Raw genomic sequence first — 17810 nt, forward strand, 5'->3', positions numbered from 1 at the left:
TCACTCTTCGAACAAAACAAGGGCAACGCCCTCGTTCACCTGCTGCCCCAACTCGAACGGAACGGCCTTGACGACTGCATCTGCCGGGGCCAAGAGCATGTGCTCCATCTTCATGGCCTCAAGTCCGATCAAGGGCTGTCCCTTCTTCACGGTGTCGCCGGGCTTTGCCAACACGGCAAACACCTTGCCCGGCATGGGTGCATTCACACCGTGGCCGGCATCGCCCTGGTCAACACGAATATGAGCTGGATTATGCCAGAGCAACAGAGCGCTGTGGTCCCGCCCGAACACGTGAAGCAAGTCCGCATTCCAGATAAGCTCTATTTCACCCATCTCCGGTGAAATGGCAACAATTCGTAACACTTCACCAGTCAACACGGGCTCTTGAGGCAATTCAAAGGCGTGATCAAAAGAGGTCGCCTTCCCGGCAGGACCCAGCGCCCCAATCACCTGCACACGAGCCCCCTGTCTTCTGCAGTGGCTGCGAACTGGCCAACTGGATTCACTTTTGCCGGCCTCACTGAACACATCCGTGCGCAGCAGGGGCGATGCACTTGCAAAACCATCGCGCAAAAGCAGAGGATCTGTCACACCCACACCTTGCTGCTCACAAACGCCCTTGGCCCAACGCCCAAGGGCACACAACGCCGCCAGACCGATGGATTGATCAGGCTCAACTGCGCGTGTTCGCGCCGCCTCCATGCGATCGATCAAACCGGTGTCATACCCACCGCGTGCAAAGTCAGGATGGGTGCTCAAGGTGTGCAACCAGGCGATGTTGCTTCTGACGCCCACACAACGCAGCTTTAACAACTGGTCTTGCAAGGCGTTCAGTGCCTTGTCGCGGGTGGCACCCCACACAATCAGCTTACCGACCATGGGGTCGTAATACGGGCTGATGGCAAGGCCGCTTCGCATCGCGCCATCCATTCGCACGGCGACCTGATTCATCGAGGTCGGCACTGCAAATTCGGACGCATGGTCTGGCCCGCGCCATAGCGCAACCTTGCCGATGGCGGGCAAAAAGCCGTTGTCGGGGTTTTCAGCGTACAGCCGGGCCTCAAAGGCATGGCCGGTCAATCGAATGTCTGCCTGCTGAACGGGCAAGGGTTCGCCCGCGGCAATTTTCAACTGCCAGCTCACCAGGTCAAACCCGGTCACCATTTCGGTCACGGGGTGCTCCACCTGCAAGCGGGTGTTCATTTCCATGAAATAAAACGCCCCGCTGGCGTCCATTAAAAACTCGACCGTCCCTGCCCCGCGATAGTTCACCGAGCGGGCCACCTGCACCGCCGTGTCGCCGATGCTTTTGCGCTGTGCGTCGGTCAAACCGAATGCAGGCGCTTCTTCGATCACCTTTTGATGGCGGCGCTGGGCCGAGCAATCCCGCTCAAACAAGTGCACCACATTGCCATGCTGATCGGCAAACACCTGCACTTCCACATGGCGCGGGTTCACGATCAGCTTTTCAAGCATGACGGTTGGATCGGCAAAGGCATTTTTTGCTTCACGCTGACAACTTTCCAGAGCCGCCACAAAACCGGAGGCTTCATGCACGGTGCGGATGCCTTTGCCCCCACCGCCCGCCACCGCTTTGATCATCAGCGGATAGCCCATCTTGTCCGCTTCGGCCTGCAGGGTTGCCACAGACTGATCGTCACCAAAATACCCCGGAATCAACGGCACACCGGCTTGTTGAACGCAGGCTTTGGCCTCGCTTTTGCTGCCCATCACGCGGATGGCGTGTTCATCAGGCCCGACGAAGATCAAGCCCGCCTCGGCGCAGGCCTTGGCAAAGGCTGCGTTTTCTGACAAAAAGCCATAGCCGGGGTGTACAGCTTGCGCACCTGTGGCCAAAGCCGCCTTCACAATGGCGTCAATGTTCAAATAGCTTTTTGCAGCTTCCGGCGCGCCCAGGCAGACGGCCAGGTCGCATTCCTGCACATGGAGGGCTTGCGCATCCGCCTCCGAATACACGGCCACGGTGCGAATACCCATCGCTTGCGCGGTGCGATTGATTCGTCGGGCTATTTCGCCGCGGTTGGCAATCAACAAGGTGTCAAACATGCTCAAGCCACCCACTTCGGTTTGCGTTTTTCAAGAAAGGCCTGCATACCCTCAGCGGCTTCAGCCCCAGATCGGACTCGCGCCAGGCGCTCGGCCAGGTGGGCGTGCGTGGCGTCAGCCGTGATGTTCATTCGACTGACCTCGCGCACCAGGGCCTTGCATTCGGCCATGGCCTGAGGCGCACATTTGCGCAAATTGTCCACCATGGCCTGCACCGTGAGGTCCAGTGAATCGGGCTCACACAATTCATGCACCATGCCCAAGGCGTGGGCTTTTTGGGCAGTAAACACCTCACCGGTGATGAAATAGCGACGAGCCGCTTGCACGCCCATGGCCTGAATCACAAACGGACTGATGGTCGCAGGAATCAAGCCGATCTTGACTTCGGGCAGACTGAAAGTGACGTTGCTGGATGCCACCACGATGTCACAAGCCGACACCAAGCCGGTTGCACCAGCGAAGCACAGGCCGTGCACTCTGGCCACCACAGGCTTGGGGCACTCGGCAATGCCGCGAAACAGGTGGGTCAGGGTGTGGCCGCTTTGGGCATTGGCTCCGGCATTTTGTGCCATTTGCAGCATGTAGCCCAGGTCGGCACCCGAGCAAAACGCGTCGCCATTGGCCGCCAACACGATGGCGTGGGTGTCTTCGTCTTGGCCAAGCCGCTTGAACGATTCAATCAAGCGCTCCACCATCTCGCCATTCATGGCGTTTTTAACCTGTGGGCGGTTCAGGGTCAGTGTCACCACCTTGCCGTCACGGCTCTCCAGCACTGCAGGTGCCTGTTCTGTCATTGTCTTGTCTCCGGAATATTTACATGCGGAACACGCCAAACCGGCTTTCACCGATCTCGGCGTTCAGGCTGGCCGAGATGGCCATGCCCAGTACCCGGCGTGTGTCGGTAGGATCAATCAAGCCGTCGTCCCACAGCCTCGCAGTGGCGTAATAGGGCTGGCTTTGCGCTTCAAACTGAGCCAGCGTGGGGGCTTTGAAGGCGGCTTCTTCCTCAGCGGACCAGGTGCCTCCCTTTGATTCAATCTGCGCGCGTTTTACGGTGGCCAGCACGCCAGCGGCCTGTTCGCCACCCATCACGCTGATGCGGGCGTTGGGCCACATCCACATGAAGCGCGGGCTGTAAGCCCTGCCACACATGCCGTAGTTGCCAGCGCCAAACGAACCACCAATCACCACGGTGAATTTGGGCACCTTGGCGCAACTTACGGCCATCACCATCTTCGCCCCGTGTCGGGCAATGCCCTCGTTTTCGTATTTTTTGCCCACCATGAAACCAGTGATGTTCTGTAAAAACACCAAGGGGATTTTGCGCTGACAGCACAACTCGATGAAGTGCGCGCCCTTTTGGGCTGATTCAGAAAACAGAATGCCGTTGTTGGCCACAATGCCCACAGGCATGCCGTACAGCCGTGCAAAACCACACACCAGCGTGGTGCCAAAGCGGGCCTTGAATTCGTCGAATTCGCTGCCGTCCACCATGCGCGCAATGATGTCACGCACATCAAACGGCTTCTTGGTGTCGGTGGGCACGATGCCGTAAATCTCTTCAGCGTTGTACAGCGGCTCACGAGGTTCCAGCACAGCCCAAGGAAACTGCTTGGCGGGCCGCCCCAGGTTTTTCACGATGTTGCGGGCAATTTCCAGCGCATGCTGGTCGTTTTCAGCAAAATGGTCAGCCACGCCGGACAAACGGGTGTGCACATCGGCTCCGCCCAGTTCTTCAGCGCTGACGTCTTCGCCCGTGGCGGCTTTCACCAAGGGGGGGCCACCCAGAAAAATGGTGGCCTGATTCTTGACGATAATGGCTTCATCGCTCATGGCAGGCACGTAGGCGCCGCCCGCGGTGCAGCTGCCCATCACCACCGCAATTTGCGCGATGCCACGGGCACTCATGTTGGCCTGATTGAAGAAGATGCGACCAAAATGGTCGCGATCGGGGAACACCTCATCCTGATTGGGCAGGTTTGCGCCGCCTGAATCCACCAGGTAAATGCAAGGCAGATTGTTCTCGGCTGCAATTTCTTGGGCACGCAGGTGTTTTTTCACCGACAGGGGGTAGTAGGTGCCGCCTTTTACAGTGGCGTCGTTGCAGACAATCATGCAATCGACCCCGGCCACCTGCCCGATACCCGCGATTGCGCCCGCGCTGGGCGCCGCGTCGCCATACATGCCAAAGGCCGCCAGAGGGGCCACTTCCAGAAAGGGTGAACCGGCGTCCAGCAGACCCGCCACCCGCTCACGCGGCAGCAATTTGCCACGCGCCACATGGCGGGCGAACGCCTTTTCACCACCCCCCTGCGCAACCTTGTCCAGATGACCACGCAGCGCCTTCACCAGCCCCTGCATGGTCGAAAAATTGGACGCGTAATCGGGGCGTGCAGTGACGTTGTTTGAATCGAGTACAGCCATGTTCAGAACGGCCCCTTCACAACCCAACGGCGCAACTGCTCCATGCGGTCCTGACCCCAGAAGCATTCTTTGCCCACCACAAAGTAAGGTGCACCAAACATGCCGGCGTCAACCGCCTGCTGCACCAGGTCACGGGTTTTGGCTTTGTAGGCTTCATCGTCATTGGCCAAGGCCAGGTCTGCGCCATTCAGCCCGATGGCATCGGCCACGGCCGCCACGCCATCCACGGTCGTGATGTCTTTGCCCTCGACAAAATAGGCGCGGTACAACGCACGCGTGAGCTCACCCATTTTGTCGGGCTGTTGGTCCTTCAGCTTCAACAAGGCGCGCGTGGCGCAAGTGGCGTTGATCGGAAACTGTTTGGGCCACTGAATGGGCAGGTCGTAATAACGCGCAGTGCGCAGAAAATCATTGGCGGAATACTTGCCTTTGGTGGGGTTCATCATGGGCGCGGAATTGCCGGTGGCCTTGAACACGAAGCCCAGCAGCGTGGGCAGGTAATTTACCTCTGCGTTGCCCTCACGGGCGATGCCCTCAATCAACTCGGCGGCCACATAGCTGTATGGGCTGGTCAAGTCGTAATAGAAATCAATCGTTTGTTTGGTTGCCATGTCGAATGTCTCCTGTCGTTCTCTTTGCCCTTGATTCTATCGGAGTTCAGGCAGGCCAAAGGCCACTTTGCTCCATTCTGCCCAGGCAGAATTCACCCATCAGAGTGACGGGTAAACCCACTGGACAAGCCCTCTGCAGAGGGACACTATAAAAGGGAACTTTTGATCGACTAAAACCACGGGGGTAATCAGCATGCGCACAGCCCAATGGACCAGTTTGCTGACGATGGCTGCCGCCATGATGCTTGCCAGCACCGCTCAGGCCGCACGTTTTGAAGAGGTAACCCGCCCCATGGACGCCTACGAGCAAACCGCCGGAGGCAGCCTGGACCAAATACCCACCCTGCTGGATCGGGTGGACACAGAAGGCATGTTTCCACTGGGTCGAGAACTGACCACCATCGGCCGGGCCGATCTGACCGGTGTGGCCTTCAACGCCAACACTTTCGAACAAAACCCACTGGAAGGTGCCTATGACGCGGCTGTGTCGTACAACACCTTCGAGCAGCCGGTGGGCATTTCCTCAAGGCGAGAGGATCTTCAAAAAACAATTGCGGCGCGACAGGGAACCCGACCAGGCAACAACACTCGCATGGTGTCGAACCGCGTCAGTCGGGTTTCCATCCGACAGTAGGTTTCATCTGGATCCCATCTTCTTTCGCAGAATATACCGCTTTCTCTGATCCGGAATGATCAAAAATCGCTCAAACTTTCCCACGGGGGAATCCTCGTGCGTCATCGAAAGCACAAAGGTTGAATTACGAGACAAGGCTTCACAACTCGCATGATCAAGCTGATATTGATCGTGTTCATTGTTCAGTTCGACGATGGCCTGAGTCCACACAATCCCTGCTTGGGTATTTTCAATACTGCTTCTGACTTTCTGGAGATAAACCTCGTCTCCGGCGCCTTGATTGACAGCAACAACCAGAAGTCGGTAATAGCCAAACGCATCTCCTTCCTTCCATTCCCCGCAGCTCAACACCGTGTCCAGATTAAGCGGTGTATTTTCGACCTCGCTTACACCCGTTGAGTTAATTGCAGATGCACTCGCGCAAAAGAAGACAGCGATCCAAAAGACAAAAATGCGTTTAAGAGAGATCGATTTGAATCGAATTTCACCTACCATCGCGCGGACTCCGCCTCTGTGGCATTTTTCCAAGACACAACGGGATGACGAAATACTTCCACTGTGGGTAACTTGAACGTTATTTGCAACTCGCTTACCAACCATTTCAATGACGCTTGCTGAAGCTCGGTGAGTGCTTCATAAATCAGTTGACCCATGCTGTTGGGCAGTGCTTTTCCCACTAATTCGATGCCAAAGGAATCTGAATTTGAAGGGTAGCGCCTCGGCCATGGTTTTGCAGCTTCAACACGGCCAATGGCCTTACCGGGTGACTTGCCACGAAGATTGTGTAACTCGGTAGGACTGCAAACATGCGTGGCCAGACACCTTGATTTCAGCCAACCGACATGCTGAGCCTTACGGTACACAGAAATGGTCTGAAAAATACTGCCATCTTTGTCAATTAAAAAATGCGCGCCACTGGCCTGATGCTCATAAGCTTTCAACGTGCTGGTTGCGGTGTCACTGTCAGTCTGATGAACGACGATGCCATGGACCGTCGGCATTGGGCCATGGTCAAGTGACGGGAGAAGATGTAGCCGAATGCGACGGTTGATCACGCCGCCTTGTAGATTGACGTTAAGCATTCTCTTGGCCCGAGTAAAATCACGACCTTAGACCAAGTATTTTCAGAGGGTCAAACCCGTACCTCGAACAAGGTACGAGTATGACTGCCGGAAGTCACATCAACCCATTACCGCACGCAAAGGTGCCGTTACACGGCCGATCAGGCTCTTTCGGACCGGGGGCTTGGGTGCACCAAATTCCAGCGCCTTGTCTTCAATTTTGCCGTACTTCAGCACAGGCAAGTCTTTCAGGTAGTTGTTGAAAATGTTCCAAGGGGCTTCGGAGCCTTGCTTGGGCAGGCGGTCGGCTGCGCGCTTTACGTAACCGGCTTCCAGGTCCAGCAAGGGGGCCTTAGTCACTTCGACACCGTCATTGCGTGGAACCACACGTCCAAAACCCTTTTCATCCATGTAATTCAGCAGGCGGCACACGTATTCACTGGCCAGGTCGGCTTTCAAGGTCCAAGACGCATTGGTGTAACCAAACACCATCGCCATGTTCGGGATGTTGCTGATCATCACGCCTTTGTAGCTCATGCTCTCGTTGACACCCATTTCCTTGCCGTCCACTTTCATGGCAATGCCGCCCATGATCAACAGTTCAAGACCGGTGGCTGTTACCACCATGTCGGCTTCCAGTGTCTCGCCTGATTTGAGCTGAATGCCCTTCTCGGTGAACTGGTCAATGTGGTCGGTCACAATCGACGCCTTGCCCCTTTTCAGCACCCTGAACAGGTCGCTGTCTGGCACCACGCACAAACGCTGGTCCCAAGGGTTGTAGCTGGGGGTGAAATGCTTCATGTCAAAATCGGGACCCATGCGGCGCTTGGTGGCGGTCAGCAACAGGCGCTTGATGGTTTCAGGCCGTTGCTTGCTCAGCTTGAAAATCAGGCGCTGCAAACCGATGTTGCGCACGCGGCCCATGGTGTACACCACCGAATCGGGCAAAAACTTCTTCAATTGCGTGCTGACCGGGTCAACCGAGGGAATGGACGCAATGTAAGTGGGTGAACGCTGCAGCATGGTCACATGCTTGGCCTTGTCAGACATGGCGGGCACCAGGGTAATGGCGGTTGCGCCGCTGCCGATCACCACCACACGCTTGTCGGTGTAATCGATGCTTTCGTCCCATTTCTGGGGGTGCACCACCTCGCCCTTGAACTTGCTGATTCCCGGGAAATCGGGCGTGTAGCCCGTGTCGTAATTGTAGTAACCGGTGCAACCGAGCAAGAACCCGGCTGTGAATGTTTTGGTTTTTCCGGTGGCTTCTTCCAGCGCAGTGACTGTCCAGCGGTTGTTTTCGGTGGTCCATTCGGCGCTGATTACTTTCAAGCCAAAGTGAATGTTGGGGGTCACGCCAAACTCGTCAGCAGCCTCGGTGACGTAGTTCTTGATGGCTGGGCCATCGGCCAGCACTTTGTCGCCCTTCCAGGGCTTGAAGCTGTAACCCAGCGTGAACATGTCGGAATCAGACCGAATGCCAGGGTAGCGGAACAAATCCCACGTGCCACCGATGTTCTGACGACGCTCAAGAATGGCAATCTGCTTGGTCGGGCATTTCTGCTTCAGGTGGCAGGCTGCGCCAATGCCAGACAGACCGGCGCCGATAATCAGTACATCAACGTGTGTGTTACTCATGGATTGTCCCCTGTTGTTTGGGTTATTTGACTTTGTTGATTGTCACATTAAACCAAAGATTTGAAGTCTGGCAACCTCTGTTTGCGAGGAAAGGCTCTAAACTCTGAAAAAACAATTCAATGGGCAGAGAATCAGCATGGAATTTACGGAAGCACTCCAAAAGCGCCACAGCGTCCGCGCGTTTTTACCACGACCAATCGACCCCCAAACCCTGAACGATGTATTGGCTCAGGCCTGCCTGTCGCCCAGCTGGTCCAACACCCACCCTTACAAAATTGCAGTGGCCACTGGCGAGGTTTTGGAGGATTTGCGCAAAACGCTGTACGCACGCTACATCGAAAGTGCCAAACTGCAACGCAGTGGCACACTGGGCAAATTGAAAGCCCTGATCACCAAAAGCCCGGGCATTCCCGATGGCGATTTCAAGCCTATGCTGAAATACCCCAAAGACTTGCAAAAACGCCGGTTTGAATGTGGCCTGGGCCTGTACGCCACCCTGGGGATCGACCGAAAAGACATCCGCGCCCGCGAGGCCCAAATGGCTGAAAACTTCCGGTTTTTTGGCGCGCCGGCGGCCGTTTTCGTATTTGTACACGGTGAAACCGGCCCCTACGGCCCGCTGGATGCGGGCATTTACCTGCAAAGCCTGATGCTGGCCGCCACCAATGCCGGGTTGGGCAGTTGCGCGCAGGGTGCACTGGGCTTGTACCGGACACCGCTCGACAAGCACTTCGACATTCCACCTCAGTACAAGCTGTTGTGTGGTGTGGCTCTGGGGTTTGAGGCGGACTTGCCTGTTAACCGGTTTCAGCCTGAAAAAATCACCACCCAGGAAATGCTGCTGCCGCTGCGTTAATCCGCCGGGGCTGTTTTTTTAATGAAGCGATTGGTGAATCTGACCGTTTCCGAGTAAGGGAAGATGTCCTCGATGTGGCCCGTCGTGATGCGCTCTTTCCGGTTTTGCCAGAACTCGTATTCAAGCAGGTCGGCATGACGCGCCAAAAAGGCGGCTCGAACCCGTCGGTCGCCCAACAAAAAGTGTCCGAATTCTTCGGGAAACACGTCTTTCGGGCCGATGGAATACCAAGGCTCGGATGACATTTCAGCCTCGGGGTTGGGCGCCTCCGGAATGCGTCTGAAATTGCAGTCTGTCATGTACTCAATTTCATCGTAGTCATAAAACACCACGCGGCCCAGGCGCGTAACACCAAAGTTCTTGAACAGCATGTCGCCCGGGAAAATGTTCGCTGCGGCCAATTGTTTGATGGCATTGCCGTATTCCGTGATGCCATGCTCCACCTCCGCCTCGGTACCGGTCTGCAGGTAGATATTCAACGGCGTCATGCGACGCTCAATGTACAGGTGCTTGATAATCACCAGGCCATCTTCAAACTCCAGTGACGAGGCACATTCTTCTTTCAAATGGTCCAGCAATTCTTGTGAGAACCGGTTCAATGGCAAGCCCACAAAGGAATATTCCCAAGTGTCGGCCATGCGGCCCACTCGATCGTGTTCTTTCACCAAGCGGTATTTGCGAATTACACCCTGCCGGTCAATTTCCTTGCTGGGTGCAATTTTGTCTTTGATCAGCTTGAATACATACGGGTAGGAGGGCAAGGTAAACACCGCCATGACCAAACCCTTGATACCCGGGGCTACGATGAACTCGTCGTGCGAGTGCTTCAGGTGGTGCAAGAAGTCTCGATAAAATAAGGTCTTGCCCTGCTTTTGCAGGCCCAGCATGGTGTACATCTCGGCTTTGGGCTTGTTGGGCAGCAGGGTACGCAAAAACTGCACGTAGGCACCCGGCGTTTCCATGTCGACCAGAAAGTACGCCCGCGTGAATGAAAACAGGGTCGCAATTTGCTGCACATTGAACAGCACTGTGTCCACGTACAGGCGACCATTCGAGTCGCGCAACAGGGGAATGGTAAACGGCTGTGGCATGTTGCCGTTCATCAGTTTGCCGATGATGTAAGCGCCCTTGTTGCGGAAAAACAGACTCGACAACACCTGAATCTGCAAATCCTGGTCCACTTTGACTGGCCGAGCGATCACCTGACGCGCTGCGTGCACGATGTAACGCAAGTCACGCTCAAGATCAACAAACTCACACTTCAGGTTGAAATCCAGAATCAGCTTGCGCAAGGTTTTGCGCAGGCCGCCGCTCTTGGGGTTGGCCGGGTAATAGCTGCGATACGAGGGTGGGTCACTTTCCACGTATTCGGTGCTGACCGCCGGGCGCACAAACAAAAAGCGGTTGTGGAAGTAATCCCGGTGCAGCATTTTGGTGATCACGGAATTGAAAAACGTTTCCGCCAATTCCGGCTGCTTGTGATCCACCAGGTAGGTCACATAGCGGGTTTTCACCTTGGACCATACCGATTCCGAACTGAGTTTGTTGCCATAGTGGCGGCGCAGTACATCCACCGCCTCACGCACGCGTTCGTCGTAAAAATCAATCCGGTCGCGAGCCAGCTGTTGAATCAGGTGCCAATCACCCTCCTCGAACAGCTTTTTGGCTTGCTGCGCACAGTACCTGAACAGCCGGTAGTGTTTGTCGAACCCGGCCAGAATGTCAGACGCCACCTTTTTGGACAGCTCGCGCTCCTCTTCCTCCGTCATGCCACTGGTTTCCACCAGTTCACTCATGTCTTCGTCCAGTGTCATCAGGTCAAGGCTGGTTCTTTTCATGCGGGTTCGGGTCAAATGAATGAAGTCGAACTAGCTTACATCGTTTCGGCAAACAGCTCACGCCCAATCAGCATGCGTCTAATTTCGCTGGTGCCCGCGCCAATTTCATACAATTTGGCATCGCGCCACAAGCGGCCTGTGGGGTAATCGTTGATGTAGCCGTTTCCGCCCAGAATCTGGATGGACTCGCCCGCCATCCAGGTCGCCTTTTCAGCGCTGTACAAAATGGCACCCGCACAGTCTTTGCGCAAGCTGCGAACGATGTCTTTGGTGGCTTTGTCACAGGCCTTGCCCACCTGATACACATAGGCGCGCGTGGCCATCATGGTCGAATACATGTCGGCCAATTTGGCCTGAATCAGTTGAAATTCACCAATGCTTTGACCGAACTGCTTGCGATCGTGCACGTAAGGAACCACTGCATCCATGGCTGCCGCCATGATGCCAAGCGGCCCGCCGCTCAACACCGCCCGCTCGAAGTCCAGCCCACTCATCAGCACATTGACACCACGCCCCACCTGCCCCAGCACGTGGGTTTCGGGCACTTCGCAGTTTTCAAATACCAGTTCACCAGTGTGGCTGCCACGCATGCCCAGCTTGTCCAGCTTTTGCGCCACTGAAAAACCCTTGAAACCCTTCTCGATCAAAAACGCTGTAATGCCGTGTGGGCCTGCAGCCATGTCGGTTTTGGCATACACCACCAGCACATCGGCGTCAGGCCCGTTGGTGATCCACATCTTGCTGCCGTTGAGCACATATCGGTCGCCCTGCTTGTCGGCACGCAGGCGCATGCTAACCACGTCTGATCCTGCATTCGGTTCGCTCATGGCCAGGGCACCCACGTGCTCGCCAGAGATCAGCTTGGGCAGGAAGGTTTTGCGCTGCCAGTCATTGCCGTTGCGGCGGATCTGGTTCACACACAAATTGGAATGCGCACCATAGCTGAGCGCCACAGATCCACTGGCGCGGGAAATTTCTTCCATGGCCACAATGTGGGCCAGATAGCCCATGCCGGCACCGCCCAACTCTTCTTCAACCGTCAGGCCCAGCAAGCCCATGTCGCCGAACTTTTTCCACAACTGCATTGGAAACTGGTCCGTTTTGTCGATTTCAGCGGCCAAAGGTGCAATTTCCTTGCTGGCAAAGGCCTGCACCGCCTCGCGCAGCGCGTCTATGTCTTCACCAAGGTCAAACTGCAAACCGGGAATATTCATCATTCAAGTCTCCTGCCCTTCATTTTGGTATTTTGATCATCATGCCCTACAATCAATCGTTTGATCAGTAGCAACGTTGCACAGGATAATAAAACACAAATGGGTATTGAAAGACTGTACGAGCCGCCAACCATCGGCGAATTGACCCCCGTGGCCCCCGGCGTGTTGTGGCTTCGCCTGCCTCTGCCCTTTCAGCTGGACCACATCAACGTGTGGCTGATTGAAGAAGACACCCAATACACCTTGGTTGATTGCGGCGCAGGCCTGCCCGATGTGGCCGCCATCTGGGAACAGATCGAGCAACAGCTTTTTACGCGCAAACCGCTGGGGCGCATTGTTGTGACCCATGCACACCCCGATCACATCGGCATGGCCGGGCCGCTGTCGCGCAAGCACGGCGCACCCGTGCTGATGTCGGCCTCCGAGTACTTCGCGGCGCGCGCACTGTGCGCCAACTTGCCCGGTTTTGATTCACACACACTGGCCGAGTTCATGAGTTCTCACGGCCTGGTGAACGACCAGAAAGCGGATGAAACCCAGAAAGCGCGTGGAGGGCTGTTCGCGCGGCTGGTTCCTGAGCCCCCTTTGAACTTCCTGCGGATTCAGGACGGCGATACGCTTGAGATTGGCGGTCACACCTGGCGTTGCATGGCGGGTTACGGCCATTGCCCCGAACACATCAGCCTGATCTGTGACAGCCTGAACCTGATGATCAGCGGCGACATGCTGCTGCCGACCATTTCAACCAATGTCAGCGTGTACGGCAGCGAGCCCGAAGGCAACCCCCTGCTCAGCTTTCTGCAATCGGTTCAAACCATGCGAACCCTGCCCGACTCACTCACAGTGCTACCCTCACATGGCGTTCCTTTCAAGGGCCTTCGCGACCGGTGCGACCAATTGCTGCGCCACCACGACCACCGCCTGAACGAACTGCTTGAGGCGGTGCGGGAAAAAGGCGGGCTGTCTGCCCGTCAGGCCATTTCCGTGCTGTTCAAACGTGAAATGGATGGCCATCAGACCAGCTTCGCCATGGGCGAGGCCATCGCCCACTTGCATTACCTGTGGCGCAAAGGCTTGGTACAACGCAAAGCCATCGAGGGCGTCTGGACGTTTTCAGCCCTTTAAAATCAAACAAACGCCCCCATTTACCTGAAATTCCCAATTTTGCAGTGAAGCAGACACCATGAGCGCCAACAACCAACCCCTGATCCCGGTCACCATTCTCACAGGCTTTCTGGGCAGCGGAAAAACCACCCTGCTGAACCGAATTCTCAAAGAAAATCATGGCCTTAAAATCGCCGTTATTGAAAACGAATTTGGTGAAGAAGGCGTCGACAATGACCTGCTGATGCAAAACGAGCAGGAAAACATTGTTGAAATGAACAATGGCTGCTTGTGCTGCACCGTGCGCGGCGACCTGGTGCGCATATTGGGCGACATGGCAGCGCGGCGCAAAAAAGGTGAAATTCACTTCGATCAGGTGGTGATTGAAACCACCGGCATGGCAGACCCGGGCCCTGTTGCCCAAACGTTCTTTGTGGATGACCTGGTGGCCGAAAGCTACATTCTGGATGCCGTCATCACCGTGGTAGACGCCAAGCATGGCATGCAACAGCTGGACGAGCACCGCGAAATTCAACAACAGGTGGGCTTTGCCGACCGAATTTTGTTGTCCAAGATCGACCTCTGCGAGCCCGGCGAAGTGGATGCCCTGAAAAAGCGACTGGCCAAGATGAACGCCCGTGCCGAGCAAATGGAAAGCAATTTTGGCGTGGCCCCCATCGCCAAACTGCTGAATGTGCGCGGTTTCAACCTGAACTCCATTCTTGACATCGTCCCTGACTTTCTGGACGAAGACAAGCACTCCCACAACGATGAAATTCAAAGCTTCGTGTTCAAGCAGACCAAACCCTTTGACGGCGCAAAGTTCGAAGAATTCATGGGTTCCGTCACCCAAGTTTACGGCGCTGACATGTTGCGGTATAAAGGAATCCTGTACATTAAAGGCAGCGACAGACGCGCGCTTTTCCAGGGGGTTCACATGTTGATGGGGCTGGACTGGGGGCGAAAATGGGAGCCCAAAGAAAAAAAAGAAAGCAAAGTGGTTTTTATTGGCAGGAAATTGCCCAAAGACTTTATCACCCAAGGGTTGGAGCTATGTCTAGCTCGTTAAACAATATACTGGTATAAGGTCAGTTATTACCAGATTGATCAGAGGCTCTACAAATTATGACGACGGAAAAGACGCCCATTATCAGCGAAGCCGAGCTGCTCGCGATGCCAGAAGAGGACTACATGAACGACGTGCAGCTGGCCTTCTTTCGGCAGCGGCTTCAGGACATGGAAAAGGAAATTCTGGCCAACGCCGATGAAACCACGGAACACCTGCGCGAAACCGTGGTGGTTCCTGATCCTGCAGACCGCGCCACCATTGAAGAAGAACATGCGCTGGAACTTCGCACCCGTGACCGCGAGCGCAAGCTGCTGAAAAAGCTGCAACAAGCCCTGGCCAAAATTGACAATGGCGAATACGGTTGGTGTGAGGAAACCGGCGACCCCATCGGCGTTGCCCGTCTGCTCGCCCGCCCCACGGCCACGCTGTCGCTTGAAGCCCAGCAGCGCCGGGAACTCAAGCAGAGAATGTACGGCGACTGATCCCGCACCGTCGAGCTGCACAGCACCCACGCAGAGCCCCAGCGCTCTGCGTTTTTGTTTGCACTCAGTCTTTTTGCTTCGCCAGCTCAAGCACCTGGCTGTACACCTGGTTTTTGGGCAAACCCGTGACCTGCGTCACCATTTGAACAATGGTTTTGGGCGGCAAGTGTGCCAAAAGGGCTTTAATCCATTCTTCCGTTTGCCCGGCAGCCTCCGCTGTGTCTTGGCTCTCTCCCTGTCCGGCAAACACCAACGCCCACTCCCCCTTTTCGGCATAGGCATCGGCTTTCACGCGTTCAAACACTTCACTGACAGTGCCACGGTAAAACGTTTCAAACTGCTTGGTCATTTCACGGCCGGCACACACCGTGCGATCGCTGGCCTGCACGGTCAACAGATCGTCAAACAACTGCAAAATGCGATGTGGCGCTTCAAAAACCACCTGTGGCTCTGGCCTGGCGAGCCAAACCTGAAGTTTGTCCAGCCGGGCCTTGCCCTTGGGCGGCAAAAAGCCCTGAAATGTAAAGGGTCCATCAACCAGTCCACTGGCCGCCACCACCGCCAAAACACTGCTGGCCCCGGGCACAGGCACCACGGCAAAGCCCGCCTCGCTAACCGCTCGAACCAGCACGGCGCCCGGGTCTGACACGGCGGGAGTCCCGGCGTCACTGACCAAGGCAACGGACTCACCTCGCTGCAAGCAGGCCACAATGCCGCCTGCGCTGTCTGCCTCGTTGTGGTCGTGATGCGCCATCAAAGGCTTGCGAATGCCCAACGCATTCAAAAGCTTGCCTGTGTTGCGCGTGTCTTCGGCGGCAATGCGGTCAACCCGTTGCAGCACAGCGCGCGCACGCGGGGTCAAATCCCCCAGATTGCCGATGGGCGTCGCCACCACATAGAGGGTGGGGGCATCGGGCAATGCAAAATGCATCACCGAGTCCGCATTCAATTCATCCGTGTCTGACATGTCCATCCAATCCAAATCCAAAGCCTCCGCATTGTCGACCATTCCGTGGGGACAGCGCAAACAGCGCAGCAAAAAACCGGTCATTCCCTGGAAAGCCAAAGCGTTGAAAGACGGCGCTAAAGACCCAGAAACCGCCCAGCACCGGCTCAATCAGGCGACTGTCAGACACCAGCGTGGGCAACGGGGCGAAGAACGGGCACTGGAATACCTGCTGGCCAGTGGCTTGACACTGATCGAGCAAAATTACCGTTGCCGCTGTGGGGAACTCGATCTTGTCATGCAGGACGGGCAAACTGCCGTGGTGGTTGAGGTTCGGGTTCGCAATGGCAACAGCCATGGCAACGCAGCCAGCAGTGTGACGCACAGCAAGCAGAACCGCATCAGCCAATGCGCGAAGCTGTGGTGGGTGCGCCGGGGTCAACAAAACTGGAAGTCGATGCGTTTTGATGTGGTTGCCGTCTCAGAAAATACTGATTTGCAATGGATACAAAACGCGTGGCTGTTGTCTGAGTAAGGCGTTCTACAGGGCGCTCACCTATAATAGGGCGATCTGAAAAACAAACACAGGGCCTACAACATGGATCTGATTACCCGGGTAACCCACCAATTTGACGAAAGCATTGCAGCCAAGCAGCAGGCCACTGAAGAACTGGCCGGGCCCATTGCAGAGGCCATCGAACTGATGGTGGGCGCGCTCACCAACGGGTCCAAGGTGTTGGCCTGCGGCAACGGAGGCTCAGCGGCTGATTGTCAGCACTTCGCCGCTGAACTGGTGGGCCGGTTTGAGCGCGAACGCCCCGGCCTTGCAGCGATCGCACTGACCACAGACACCTCGGCGCTGACCGCGATTGGCAACGATTACAGCTTCAACGAAGTGTATTCAAAGCAGGTTGCTGCCATTGGACAACCTGGCGACGTGTTGCTGGCCATCACCACCAGCGGCAATTCGAAAAACATCACCCTGGCCATTGAAGCGGCCCACCAGCGCGAAATGCAAGTGGTGGCGCTCACCGGCAAAGGGGGCGGACAGGTCACCAACCTGCTTCAGGAAAACGACATACACATTTGCGTGCCGCACAACCGAACTGCGCGCATTCAGGAAATTCACCTCTTGTCGATCCATTGCATTTGCGACGGCATCGACCTGGTTTTGCTTGGAGAAGAAAATGATGAAGATTAAAAAAGCCGCAATCAGCTCCACCGTTGCCCTTGCACTCACGCTGCCCCTGCTCAGCGGTTGCTTTTTCGGCGCCGCCGCCGCACTGACCACCTCCACGCTGGCCGCCAGCGATCGCCGCACGGTCGGCACACAGGTCGAAGATCGAACCATTCAACTGAAAGCCACCAACATCATCAGCGGCGATTTTGGCGACACTGTGCACGTCAATGTGACCGTGTACAATCGACACATGCTGTTGACGGGTGAAGCCCCGGATGAAACCACGCGTCGCCGGGTTGAGGGCGCCGTGTCGAATATTGCCAACCTGCACCTGGTGACCAATGACATCAAGATTGCGGGCAACAGTTCGCTGACCTCGCGCACCAACGACACGCTGCTGACCACCAAGGTGAAGGCGTCTCTGCTGGACGCGCAAGACGTATTCGGGAACGCATTCAAAGTGACCACAGAGGCAGGTTCTGTGTATTTGATGGGCCTGGTCACCGAGCGTGAAGCCGATCGGGCGGCGCAAATTGCAGCCGGGGTGTCCGGTGTAACCCGTGTCGTCAAGGTGATCGACCCTATTTCCGAGGCCGAACTGAAAACCATGACCGCCACACCGAACACCAATTCGAACCCCGATGCAGGGGGCAACGTTCGATAAGCGTTTGAAACAAAAGGAGTTG

At 56.0% G+C, this 17810-nt stretch carries 18 protein-coding genes; 8 read left to right on the top strand and 10 right to left on the bottom strand.

Annotated features, from left to right (window positions below):
• The 4 genes from QQJ87_RS01870 to QQJ87_RS01885 are packed head-to-tail and all read right to left on the bottom strand — an operon-like array spanning position 1 to position 5102.
• On the bottom strand, positions 1–2067 hold the full coding sequence (locus QQJ87_RS01870; protein WP_284279618.1) for an ATP-binding protein: 2067 nt from the start codon (positions 2065–2067) through the stop codon (positions 1–3).
• A gap of 2 nt (positions 2068–2069) precedes the next feature.
• Positions 2070–2861 carry an enoyl-CoA hydratase-related protein gene (locus QQJ87_RS01875; RefSeq protein ID WP_284279619.1) on the bottom strand — a complete coding sequence of 264 codons (792 nt, stop codon included), beginning with the start codon at positions 2859–2861 and terminating at the stop codon, positions 2070–2072.
• A 19-nt stretch (positions 2862–2880) separates the two neighbouring features.
• Positions 2881–4491, bottom strand: coding sequence for a carboxyl transferase domain-containing protein (locus QQJ87_RS01880; protein WP_284279620.1), 1611 nt, complete (start codon positions 4489–4491; stop codon positions 2881–2883).
• A gap of 2 nt (positions 4492–4493) precedes the next feature.
• Positions 4494–5102: a 2-hydroxychromene-2-carboxylate isomerase gene (locus QQJ87_RS01885; protein ID WP_284279621.1), complete on the bottom strand. Its 609-nt coding sequence runs from the start codon at positions 5100–5102 to the stop codon at positions 4494–4496.
• 193 nt (positions 5103–5295) lie between these two features.
• On the opposite strand from QQJ87_RS01885, the gene QQJ87_RS01890 reads away from it, so the two are divergent.
• Positions 5296–5736, top strand: a complete 441-nt coding sequence (locus tag QQJ87_RS01890) for a hypothetical protein (protein ID WP_284279622.1) — start codon at positions 5296–5298, stop codon at positions 5734–5736.
• Positions 5737–5739: 3 nt separating this feature from the next.
• Here the strand turns inward: QQJ87_RS01890 and QQJ87_RS01895 are convergent, their stop codons facing one another.
• The 3 genes from QQJ87_RS01895 to QQJ87_RS01905 form a co-directional block, all read right to left on the bottom strand.
• Positions 5740–6231 (bottom strand): hypothetical protein, encoded by a 492-nt coding sequence (locus tag QQJ87_RS01895; protein WP_284279623.1) that lies wholly within the window; start codon positions 6229–6231, stop codon positions 5740–5742.
• Positions 6225–6818, bottom strand: coding sequence for an N-acetylmuramoyl-L-alanine amidase (locus QQJ87_RS01900; protein WP_284279624.1), 594 nt, complete (start codon positions 6816–6818; stop codon positions 6225–6227). The genes QQJ87_RS01895 and QQJ87_RS01900 overlap by 7 nt, the downstream gene beginning before the upstream one ends.
• 99 nt (positions 6819–6917) lie before the next feature.
• Positions 6918–8435 carry a flavin-containing monooxygenase gene (locus QQJ87_RS01905; protein ID WP_284279625.1) on the bottom strand — a complete coding sequence of 506 codons (1518 nt, stop codon included), beginning with the start codon at positions 8433–8435 and terminating at the stop codon, positions 6918–6920.
• A 136-nt stretch (positions 8436–8571) separates the two neighbouring features.
• Here QQJ87_RS01905 and QQJ87_RS01910 point away from each other — a divergent pair, with 136 nt between their 5' ends.
• On the top strand, positions 8572–9291 hold the full coding sequence (locus QQJ87_RS01910; protein ID WP_284279627.1) for a nitroreductase: 720 nt from the start codon (positions 8572–8574) through the stop codon (positions 9289–9291).
• Here the strand turns inward: QQJ87_RS01910 and aceK are convergent.
• The gene (gene aceK / locus QQJ87_RS01915; RefSeq protein WP_431310064.1) at positions 9288–11129 is read right to left on the bottom strand and encodes a bifunctional isocitrate dehydrogenase kinase/phosphatase; all 1842 of its coding nucleotides are present in this window, start codon (positions 11127–11129) and stop codon (positions 9288–9290) included. The two genes, QQJ87_RS01910 and aceK, sit on opposite strands and share 4 nt — an antisense overlap.
• A gap of 35 nt (positions 11130–11164) precedes the next feature.
• On the bottom strand, positions 11165–12346 hold the full coding sequence (locus QQJ87_RS01920; protein ID WP_284279628.1) for an isovaleryl-CoA dehydrogenase: 1182 nt from the start codon (positions 12344–12346) through the stop codon (positions 11165–11167).
• A 96-nt stretch (positions 12347–12442) separates the two neighbouring features.
• On the opposite strand from QQJ87_RS01920, the gene QQJ87_RS01925 reads away from it, so the two are divergent.
• The 3 genes from QQJ87_RS01925 to dksA are packed head-to-tail and all read left to right on the top strand — an operon-like array spanning position 12443 to position 14998.
• The gene (locus tag QQJ87_RS01925; RefSeq protein WP_284279629.1) at positions 12443–13468 is read left to right on the top strand and encodes an MBL fold metallo-hydrolase; all 1026 of its coding nucleotides are present in this window, start codon (positions 12443–12445) and stop codon (positions 13466–13468) included.
• A gap of 58 nt (positions 13469–13526) precedes the next feature.
• Positions 13527–14516 (top strand): CobW family GTP-binding protein, encoded by a 990-nt coding sequence (locus tag QQJ87_RS01930; protein WP_284279630.1) that lies wholly within the window; start codon positions 13527–13529, stop codon positions 14514–14516.
• 56 nt (positions 14517–14572) lie between these two features.
• Entirely contained in the window at positions 14573–14998 is a 426-nt protein-coding gene (gene dksA, locus QQJ87_RS01935) for an RNA polymerase-binding protein DksA (RefSeq protein ID WP_284279631.1), read from the top strand.
• A 64-nt stretch (positions 14999–15062) separates the two neighbouring features.
• Here the strand turns inward: dksA and rsmI are convergent, their stop codons facing one another.
• Positions 15063–15965, bottom strand: a complete 903-nt coding sequence (gene rsmI, locus QQJ87_RS01940) for a 16S rRNA (cytidine(1402)-2'-O)-methyltransferase (protein WP_284279632.1) — start codon at positions 15963–15965, stop codon at positions 15063–15065.
• Here rsmI and QQJ87_RS01945 point away from each other — a divergent pair.
• The 3 genes from QQJ87_RS01945 to QQJ87_RS01955 all read left to right on the top strand — a co-directional run bounded on the left by QQJ87_RS01945 (position 15964) and on the right by QQJ87_RS01955 (position 17788).
• Entirely contained in the window at positions 15964–16479 is a 516-nt protein-coding gene (locus QQJ87_RS01945) for a YraN family protein (RefSeq protein ID WP_284279633.1), read from the top strand. The genes rsmI and QQJ87_RS01945 overlap by 2 nt on opposite strands.
• A gap of 63 nt (positions 16480–16542) precedes the next feature.
• Positions 16543–17145: a phosphoheptose isomerase gene (locus QQJ87_RS01950; protein ID WP_284279634.1), complete on the top strand. Its 603-nt coding sequence runs from the start codon at positions 16543–16545 to the stop codon at positions 17143–17145.
• Positions 17132–17788, top strand: a complete 657-nt coding sequence (locus QQJ87_RS01955) for a BON domain-containing protein (protein ID WP_284279635.1) — start codon at positions 17132–17134, stop codon at positions 17786–17788. Before QQJ87_RS01950 ends, QQJ87_RS01955 begins: the two co-directional genes overlap by 14 nt.
• The last annotated feature ends 22 nt before the right edge of the window (positions 17789–17810 follow it).

The sequence above is a fragment of the Limnobacter litoralis genome (genome assembly GCF_030160455.1).
GTDB lineage: Bacteria > Pseudomonadota > Gammaproteobacteria > Burkholderiales > Burkholderiaceae_B > Limnobacter > Limnobacter litoralis.